This is a genomic window from Kitasatospora sp. NPDC127067, assembly GCF_042724755.1.
GTDB lineage: Bacteria > Actinomycetota > Actinomycetes > Streptomycetales > Streptomycetaceae > Kitasatospora > Kitasatospora lactacystinica.
Genome location: NZ_JBHXEM010000016.1, coordinates 26,708 through 36,119 on the forward strand (window position 1 = coordinate 26,708; position 9,412 = coordinate 36,119).

Genomic DNA, 9,412 nt, shown 5'->3' on the forward strand with positions numbered 1-9,412 from the left:
CCGTGCCGCGTCCGCGGTCGTCGGATCAGCCGGAGACCTTCACCTCGGCGACGTGGCCGCGGAACCTGCCGTCGGTATCCTTCGTCAGACCGGTCAGCCAGATCAAGAGGTACCGCGTGGTGACCGGGGAGTCGAGGGTGTACTCGACGTTGCTCCCGGTCTTCTTCCCGACGACGGTGAAGGCGTCCGGCTTGGCCTGCAGCGGGTTGGCGCCGGCGGCCGGGGTGGGCAGCCGCAGCTCCGCGGACTGCTCGCCGCCGGAGAACTGGACGTTCACCGAGGAGACCGGCTGCGGCGAGCCGAGGTCGATCAGCAGGCCGGTGCCCGACTTCAGCGCGGGCGGCTTGGCGCCGAACTGGTCGACGTACCAGCCGGTGGTCCACGAGGTGCTCAGGTCGCCGTCGATGGCCTTCCCGATGCTCTCGGTGCCCTCGGGTCCGTCGCCCAGGGGGTTGTAGGACTGCGCGTCCTTGACGGCCAGCGTCACCGGGTTGTGGGTGCTGGCCTGGGGGCTCGGCGCGGTGCTGCTGGTCGAGGGGGCGGTGGACGCGGTGGCCGACCCGGTGTGCCGCAGGCTGTCGACGAACTGCCAGGAGGCGACGCCGATCGCTCCCAGCGCGACCGTCCACGCGGTGGCCTTGACCACCCGGCGCAGCCGCCGCCTGGCGCGCCGGGAGGAGGCCGGGCGGGAGGAGGCCGGCAGCGGGGCGACGGTGGTGTCGGCGACCCGGGTCGGGTTGGGCGCGGTGGGCAGCGCGTGGGTGTTGTGCCGGGGCGGGGCCGGGAAGGCGGGCAGCTCCGGTTCGGGCTGGCGGATCCGGGGCATCTGCGCGATCGCCCGGACCAGCTCCTCCGGCGTGGTGATCGGCTGGGCGTGGTGCGGCGGCTGGTCGAACAGGGCCCGCGCGGCGAGCTCGGACAGGCCCTTGTGGACCCCGGCGCGGACCTGGTCCGGCGCGGCGTTCTGGAGGCCCTTGGGCAGGCCCTGGAGGTCGTAGCGGTCCTCCGGGTACGGCCAGCGGTGGGTGAGCGCGGCGAACAGCAGTGCGCCGATCGCGCGGGTGTCCGCCCGCTGGGCGTCCTCGGCGTCCTCGGCGGGCAGCCCGCGCAGGGCGGCGTCCACCGCGATGCCGTTGATCCGGTACTGGCCGCTGTCGGTGCGCAGCACGCAGCGCGGGGTGAGCCGCAGGTGGGCCTGGCCGCGCCGGTGGGCGGCCGCGACGGCGTCGGCGACCTGGCGGACCATCTGGTACGCCTCGTGCGGCTCCATCGGGCCGTTGGCGAGCAGCCTGGCCAGGTCGGAGGAGTGCGGCAGCCACTCCCGGACGACGTAGACCAGCTCGCCCTCGTGGACGGCGTCGAGGACCTGGACGAAGCGCGGGTCGCCGAGCAGCGCGGCGGACTTGGCGGCCGCCACCACCTTGCGGGCCCGCTGGTGGCCGGAGGCCATCAGGTGGACGCCGACGGCCCGGCGCAGCTTCTCGTCGACGGCGCGCCAGCTGCTGAAGGTCTCGGTCTGGGAGATGCACTCCTCCAGCCGGTACCGGTGGCCGATCATGTCGCCGCTGCGGCGCTGCGGGGCGGGGAGGGTGCGCGGGAGGGTGGCGGTGTCGCGCGGGTCGACCGTGGGCTGCGGGTCGGTGGGGCGGCGCGCCGGGCGGGCGGGTTCGTCGGCGGGCTTCTTCCGGGGGGAGCCGGCGGCCAGTTCGGCGCGGAGCTCCTGCACGGAGAGCGGTGCGGTGATCTCCGAGGTCTCCTCGCCGGCGGGGGTGCCCGGTCCTGCGGCCGGTGCGTCGTGCCCGCCCTCGTCCCCGTCCTCGTCCTTGTCCTCGTCCTTGTCCGCGTCGGTGCGCCCGGGGGCGGCGGCAGCGGTGGTGGCGCCCCCGCGGGCGTCCGCGGAGGTGCTCCCGCCGGCGTCCTGCGAGCCCGTGAGCTCGTCGATCGCCGCGGCCAGTGCGGCCTCGTCCGTCGCCGCGTCAGCTGCTGACGTGTCGACGACGGCCTTGGTGCCATCAGCCACCGTGGTCCTGCCTCCCCTTGTGTAGCCCCGGCCTGAGAGATTCGCTGGAGCCCGGGGGTCGGCGGCCCTGTGCTCCAGGACAATTGTGCCCACTCTTCTCCACCGGGTACGACCGCTGAGACGTCCGCTCGGTTGCACGCGGGTGGAGAGATGTGGTGCAGATTCGACACCGGGTCGCCATCCGACGGTCGGGCGGACCCGAACCGACCGGTGCCCCAGCACTCGGCCGGACGAGCGGAGGAGCGTCTCGCTCCGGTTGACGCCCGGTCAGGGCGCCCGCTCGTCCGGCCGGTGGTCGGACGGTCAGCGGCCCAGCCGGCCGCGGACCATGCCCAGCATGGCGTTCAGTTCCTCGATCCGCAGGCGCTTCGCGATGAGCACGAAGACCGCCAGCTGGAGGCCGCCGGCCACGACCAGGGCCGCCACGCTGCCCGGCCAGCCGCCGAGCACCTGCTGGACCCCCAGGCTGGCGCCGAGGCCGACCAGGGCGGCCGGGACGCAGGCGGCGGCCAGCCGGCTGTACGTCCTGCCGATCCGCTTGGTGTCCAGTCCGCCGATCCGCTTCTTCAGCTTCGGCATCGCGACCGTCACCCCGACGGCGTAGGCGAGGCCGTAGCCGAAGGCGAGGCCGACCACCGTCCACTCGGCGGGCAGCACCAGCCAGCACAGCAGGGCGAAGCCTGCCTGGCAGGCCGCGACCCAGACGGTGTTGGAGAACGGCGTGCGGGTGTCCTCGTAGGCGTAGAAGCCGCGCAGCATCACGTACTGGGCGGAGTACGGGATCAGGCCCAGGGCGAACGCGGAGAGCATCAGACCGACGTTGGTGGCGTCGTTCAGGACGGTGTCGTTGCCGCCGACCGCGTAGATCGCCCGGCCGATCACCGGGCCCAGCGACAGGAACAGGAAGGCCGCCGGGACGACCGCCACCGCGGTGGTGCGCAGGCCGTAGGAGATGTCGTCGCGCACGGCGCCGGCGTCCTCGTCGGCCGCCGCCCGGGAGAGCCGGGGGAGTACCGCGCTCATGATCGAGACGGTGATCACGGCCTGCGGGAGCTGCCAGATCAGCAGCGCGTTGGAGAACGCGGCCAGGCCGACGCCGCCGTGGCCGGCCGCCGCCGCGGCGTCGCCCGCCTTGGTGGACAGCTGGGTGATCACCAGGTAGCCAGCCTGGTTGGCGAGCACGAAGAAGAACGTCCACTTGGCCAGCCGGGCGGCCTTGCCCAGGCCGTGACCGCGCCAGTCGAAGCGGGGCCGGAAGCGGAACTCGGCGGCCCGCAGGTACGGGATCATCGCCAGCGACTGGACGACCAGACCGATCAGGGTGCCGAGGCCGAGCAGCCGCACGCCCTCGGGGGAGATGCCCTCCGGGGTGACGTGGGTGGTGCCGAAGCCGCCGTAGACCCAGATGTAGGCGGAGAAGGTGAAGATCACCACGATGTTGTTCAGGACCGGGGTCCACATCATCGCGCCGAAGCGGCCGCGGGCGTTGAGGATCTGGCCCATCACCACGTGGATGCCCATGAAGAAGATGCTCGGCAGGCAGAAGCGGGCCATCGCCACCGTGGTGTCGGCGCGCTCCGGGTTGGCCATCATCGGGTGGGCGATCAGCTGCACCAGCACGGGCGCCCCGAGCACCGCCAGGAAGACCACGCCGCCGAGCCCGACCATCACCAGGGTGAGCAGCCGGCTGGCGTACGCGGTGCCGCCGTCCTCGTCGTTCTTCATGCTGCGCACCAGCTGCGGCACGAAGACCGCGTTCAGCGCGCCGCCGCCGATCAGGATGTACAGCAGGGTCGGCAGGGTGTTCGCCGCGTTGTAGGAGTCACCCATCACGCCGACACCGATGGCCGCGGTGATCACCATGGTCCGGACGAAGCCGGTGCCGCGGGAGACCAGCGTGCCGGCCGCCATGATCGCGCTGGAGTTCAGCAGGCTGGCGACCTTGCCGCCACCGGCCGCCTGGGCGGGTTCGGCGGCGGGCGCCTGCTGGGCGGCCTGCTCCTCGGCGACGATGTCGGACAGCGGTTCGACCGCCGGGGGCACCGCGACGGCGGCCACCTGCCTGGTGGCCTCCTCCTCGGAGAGCGGCGGGTCGAACTCGATCGGCGGCACGAAGTGCTGCTGCCCGCCCGGAGCGCCGCCGTGCTGCGGCTGTCCCGGGTAGCCGCCCGCCGGCGGGTACGGGGCGGGGCCGACCGGAGGGGCGGTCGGCTGGACCGGCTGCGGGGCCGGGGCGGGCTGCGGGACCGGCGGCTGGGCCGCGGCCTGCGCCGGGCGGCCGCCGAACAGGGCGTCCACCCCGACGTACTCGGTGGTCTCGGTGTCCCAGGCGGAGTGCGCCGGGCCCGGCTCCCACTGCGGCCGGGGCTGTTCGACGCCGCCCCAGTGGCCACCGGCGGCCTGCGCCGGGGCCGGCTGCTGCGGCCAGGCGCCCTGCACCGGGGTGTCCCAGCCGGGCTGCACCGGCGGCACCGGGGCCGCGAACTGCTGCTGGGCCTGGTACGGGGTCGGCGGCACCGGCGTCGGGTAGCCGCCGCCCTGCGGCGGCAGCTGCGGCGGCACGTCGTACGCGGCGGCCGGCTGCTGGGGCGCGACGGGCCGCCCGGCTTGCAGACCGTACGGGTCCTGGCCGTCCTGCGGGTGCCCGTACGCGTCCGCCGCGTACGGGTCCTGGGCGTAGGTGTCGGCCACGTACCAGTCGCCGGACGGCGACTCGGCGCCCGGCCGGCTCTCACCGCGGCCCGACGGCCGCTCCTCGCTGCGCCCGGTCATGTCACCTCTTCGCTGTCGTGGGGGGAGGCCGGCCCGGCGGTGCGGGGGGTCGGCGGTATCAAGGACCAACCTTCTCATCACCGGCGGCCCGATCCCGGCCATCCGGGCTGCTGCCGCGCGGTGTCTGCGCGGGACCGTCACCTCGGGTGTCGTCCGTCCCGCCGGCCCGGTCCGGTTCCGCGGCCCCGGCGCGGTCCGCGGTGGAGTCCTGCGCCGTGCCCTCCGAGGCGTCCTGCGCGGTGTCCTGCGCGGGGTCCTCCGCCGTGTCCTCCGCCGTGTCCTCGGCCGTGTCCCGCGCTCCGGTGCCGTCCGCCGCCGGGGCGTCCCCTACCGGCTGGTCGCCGTCCTCGTGCGGCTGGCCGCCGCGCCGCTTGCGCTGGCGCACGAAGCGCAGCGCGGCCAGCAGCAGCAGGACGCCGGCGCCCGCGAAGATGTACAGCACCCCGTTGGTCACCGAGGTGACCTCGACCTTGAACTGCTGGGGGTCGCCGTACGGCCGGGAGTCGGGGCCGGTGGTCCACAGCTGGGCGGTCATCGCGACCGTCCCGTTGTTGTGCGCCTCGGCGTTGAAGCGCAGGGTCACGCTCTGCGAGGCCGGGAGGACCAGCTCCTCCTCCTTGCTCACCCGCAGCCTGTTCGGCTGGGCCGAGGTGAGCACCAGCTTCAGGTTGGTGACCGTCTGGGTCAGGTCGTTGCGGACGCTGACCTGGAGCAGACCGGTGTTGCCGGCCAGGGTGACGACGTTCTTCTTCGGCACCTGGACGGCGCTGGTCAGCTCCTTCAGGTACTTCGTGACGCCGGCGCGGTAGGTGCTCCCGGCCGGCGGCTGGCTGCGCCATTCGGTGGACAGCGAGCGGACCATCGCGGCGCTGAACGGGCCGCGCACCCGCTGCGGCAGGGTGAGCACCCGCATCAGGGTGTCCAGGTCGTGCTGGATGTCGTCGGTGCGGCTCAGGTCGGCCGCCGGCAGCTCCGAGGCGCGGGCCTGGGTCGGGTAGTCGGTGGGCGCCGGGACGGCGGTGTTCGCCTTCGGGTCGGCCGCGGACTGGGCCACCGCGTCCAGCTTGACCGAGGAGATCCACTTGCCGTCCGCCGTCTGCAGGGCGCTCGCCAGCGCCTTGGCGCCGGCGACGCTCAGCTCGCGCGGGGGCAGGACCAGCAGTCCGCGCTGGTTCTGCGGCTGCTCGTGGGTGATCGCGAAGGTCTCGGCGAGGAAGCGCTGGGTGGCGTCGGTCTGCGCCTGCGGGCTGCTCAGGTCCTTGTCGAAGAGCGAGGAGACGGTCTCGTCGGCCACCACGGCGCTCTGCCCGCCGCCGATCGGGCGGACGGCGGTCGGGGTGTAGTTGAGCGAGTCCGCCTCCGGCATGCTCGCGCCGTTGACCAGCACCAGCCCGCTGCCCGACTGCTGGGCGAGGGAGGCGATCTGCTGGTCGAGGTAGCCCTGGAACGGCCAGGCGACGTCCGACCGGGTGTCCACGGCGAGCCGGCCCTCGACGGTCAGCCGGCCGGCGGTGGCCGCCTTGCTCAGCGCGGTGGTCATCCCGGTCAGGTCGGAGCCGTTGTGGGCGATCGAGGCGAGGTCCGGGTCGGCGTACGGCAGCGAGACCACCTGGGTGCCCGGCTTGGCGACGGCGGCCCGCAGCTTGTCCAGCCAGGCGACGGCGGCGGCCGAGGGCTGCATCTGGACGGTGTTGTCGTCCTTGACGGACTTGCCCGACCCCTCGGTGCCCGGCTTCTGCACCCGGTAGGTCTTGGTCATCGCGAGCGCGGCGTCCAGCAGGTCCGGGTCGATCACCCAGGTCAGGCCGTTCAGCTTGGCGCCGGTGTCGACCAGCTCGTACAGCCGGCCGCCCGGGGCGAACTCGGTGGCCAGGCTGTCGTCGCGCAGCACCGAGACGGGCTGGTCGTTGCTGTCGGTGGTGGTCTGGGCGGCCACCACCGGCGCGTGCACCAGCGGCCAGACCGTGGCGACCTTCGTCGGCTGCGCCTCGGCGCCGCCCGGGTTGTACGGCAGGAAGGTCCGGGCGATGCCCAGGGGGCGGTCGCGCGGGTTGTCGGCGGTCCCGCCCCAGGCGTCCACCGCGAGCTCGTACGCGCCGCTCGCGGACAGTCCGAGGTCGCTCACCGCGACGCTCAGCGTGTACGGCTGGCTCTGTCCCGGGTTCAGCTCCGGCAGGGCGTACTGGGGGGTGTCCAGCTCCGTGCCGTCCTTGCCGTCCGGCGTGGAGCGGTCGGCCACGTTGGCCAGGTCGCTGCGCCGGTCCAGCGGCTTGTTGGAGTACGGCTTGCGGACGGCCGCGTGGGCGCCCTTGACCGCCGACTTGCCGGCGTTGGTGACGTGTCCGGTGATCGTCACGATGCCGTTCGGGGTGGCCACCTGCGGGCTGAGCGTGTCGATGGTCATCACCACCGGGTACTCGGCCGTGATGGTGGAGTCCGCGGCCGGCCGGACGTTGCCGCCGGCGGGCAGCGCGCCGGCCGGGGTGGCCGTGAAGAGGGTCAGGGCGGCCGCGCAGGCGGCGGCCAGGCGCGCGCCCGCCCGGCGCGTCCGGCGGGCCGGATGACGCCCCTCGGCGGGGCGCTCGGCCCCTCCAGGCTGTCGGTGCGTCCCCAGGCCCGAGTGCCGTGCCGGCTCACTCACTCGCTTCGCCCTCGCCGTTCTCGATCGTTCGCTGCTGATGCTGTCGTCCGGCGCGGTCCGCCCGACGGTCTTCGCTTGACTCTCTTGGATCGCTCCGCCCGACGCCGTCGCCGCACCGCTGCCGCGGGGGTTCCCGCGGACGGTGGCGGCGCGCGGCACCGCATCCCCCGTCCGGTGCCCGAGACTCGTCCACCGGCATGGTAACGATGCAGCCCGCGGCGCAGTGTTGCGGGCTGTGGGGTGAGACGCCCAGAACGCGCGGGCGGTTGACCTGTCGGGGCACGTACCCTTGTGAGCCGTGTCCACTGCCAATGAGCCCACCGCGCACACCGACCCCTCCAGTACCGCCGTCCAGGTCGTACCAGGCCTGAGCGAGGCCCAGACCCTCGGCCTCCAAGAGCTGCTGCGGGTGTCGCCGGTCGCCGACGAGATCGCCCGCCGGTTCCAGGCGGCCGGTCACCGGCTGGCGCTGGTCGGCGGGTCCGTCCGGGACGCGCTGCTCGGCCGGCTCGGCAACGACCTGGACTTCACCACCGACGCCCGCCCGCAGCAGGTGCTCAAGCTGGTCAAGGGCTGGGCGGACGCGGTCTGGGACGTCGGCATCGCCTTCGGCACGGTCGGCGCCCGCAAGGACACCCCCGAGGGTTCCTTCCTGATCGAGATCACCACCTACCGCTCCGAGGCGTACGACCGCACCTCGCGCAAGCCCGAGGTCAGCTACGGCGACACCATCGGGGAGGACCTGGTCCGCCGGGACTTCACCGTCAACGCGATGGCCGTCGACCTGCCCGGCCGCGGCTTCGTCGACCCGCACCACGGTCTGGAGGACCTGGAGGCCCGGGTGCTGCGCACCCCCGCCACCCCCGAGGAGTCCTTCTCCGACGACCCTCTGCGGATGATGCGGGCCGCCCGCTTCGCCGCCCAGCTGGACTTCGACCCGGCGCCCGAGGTGGTCGCCGCGATGACCGCGATGGCCGAGCGGCTCACCATCGTCTCGGCCGAGCGGATCCAGGCCGAGCTGAACAAGCTGCTGCTGGCCAAGCACCCGGTGAAGGGCCTGCGGCTGCTGGTCGACACCGGCCTGGCCGGGTACGTGCTGCCCGAGCTCCCCGCGCTGCAGCTGGAGCGGGACGAGCACCACCGGCACAAGGACGTCTACGAGCACTCGCTGACCGTCCTGGAGCAGGCCGTCGACCTGGAGCAGGACGGCCCGGACCTCACCCTGCGGCTCGCCGCGCTGCTGCACGACATCGGCAAGCCGCGCACCCGCCGCTTCGAGTCGGACGGCCGGGTCTCCTTCCACCACCACGAGGTGGTCGGCGCCAAGATGACCCGCAAGCGGATGCGGGAGCTCAAGTACTCCAAGGAGCTCATCGAGGACGTCTCGCGCCTGGTCGAGCTGCACCTGCGCTTCCACGGCTACGGCGGCGGCGAGTGGACCGACTCGGCGGTGCGCCGCTACGTCACCGACGCCGGGCCGCTGCTGGAGCGCCTGCACAAGCTGACCCGCTCCGACTGCACCACCCGCAACAAGAAGAAGGCGGCCGCGCTCTCCCGCACCTACGACGGTCTGGAGACCCGGATCGACGAGCTGAAGGCGCGGGAGGAGCTGGACGCCGTCCGCCCGGCGCTGGACGGCAACCAGATCATGGAGCTGCTCGGCCTCAAGCCCGGCCCGCAGGTCGGCAAGGCGTACAAGCACATGCTCGAACTCCGGCTGGAGCACGGCCCGATGGAGTACGACGAGGCGGTCGGGGCACTGCGGGCCTGGTGGGCCGAGCAGCAGGGCTGAGTCCGGGTCCGGATCTCCGGACGCGGCGCCGGACACGGTGCCGGACACGACGGGAGGGGTGGGCCCGGCCGCGGGGCGGGGGCCCCCCCCCACCCCCGCCCGCGGCGGTGGGTGGGTGGGGGGGGGCCCCGAGGACGGGGGCGGGGGGGGGGGGGGGGTGGGGGTGTTGCGGCAGGGCGACGTCCGG

The 9,412-nt window shown here is 73.9% G+C and carries 4 protein-coding genes; 1 reads left to right on the forward strand and 3 read right to left on the reverse strand.

Annotation, left to right across the window (positions count from 1 at the left end; translation table 11 throughout):
• Positions 1-25: 25 nt before the first annotated feature.
• From ACFWJ4_RS09580 to ACFWJ4_RS09590, 3 genes are all read right to left on the reverse strand, one after another.
• Complete coding sequence (locus tag ACFWJ4_RS09580; RefSeq protein ID WP_380541270.1) at positions 26-2,020, reverse strand: serine/threonine protein kinase; 1,995 nt, start codon at positions 2,018-2,020, stop codon at positions 26-28.
• A gap of 303 nt (positions 2,021-2,323) precedes the next feature.
• Entirely contained in the window at positions 2,324-4,792 is a 2,469-nt protein-coding gene (gene murJ / locus ACFWJ4_RS09585; protein ID WP_380541273.1) for a murein biosynthesis integral membrane protein MurJ, read from the reverse strand.
• 58 nt (positions 4,793-4,850) lie between these two features.
• Entirely contained in the window at positions 4,851-7,433 is a 2,583-nt protein-coding gene (locus tag ACFWJ4_RS09590) for a DUF6049 family protein (protein ID WP_380541276.1), read from the reverse strand.
• A gap of 367 nt (positions 7,434-7,800) precedes the next feature.
• Between ACFWJ4_RS09590 and ACFWJ4_RS09595 the strand changes: the two genes are divergently transcribed.
• A complete protein-coding gene (locus ACFWJ4_RS09595; RefSeq protein WP_380541412.1) occupies positions 7,801-9,225 on the forward strand; it encodes a CCA tRNA nucleotidyltransferase in 1,425 nt (474 codons plus the stop codon).
• The last annotated feature ends 187 nt before the right edge of the window (positions 9,226-9,412 follow it).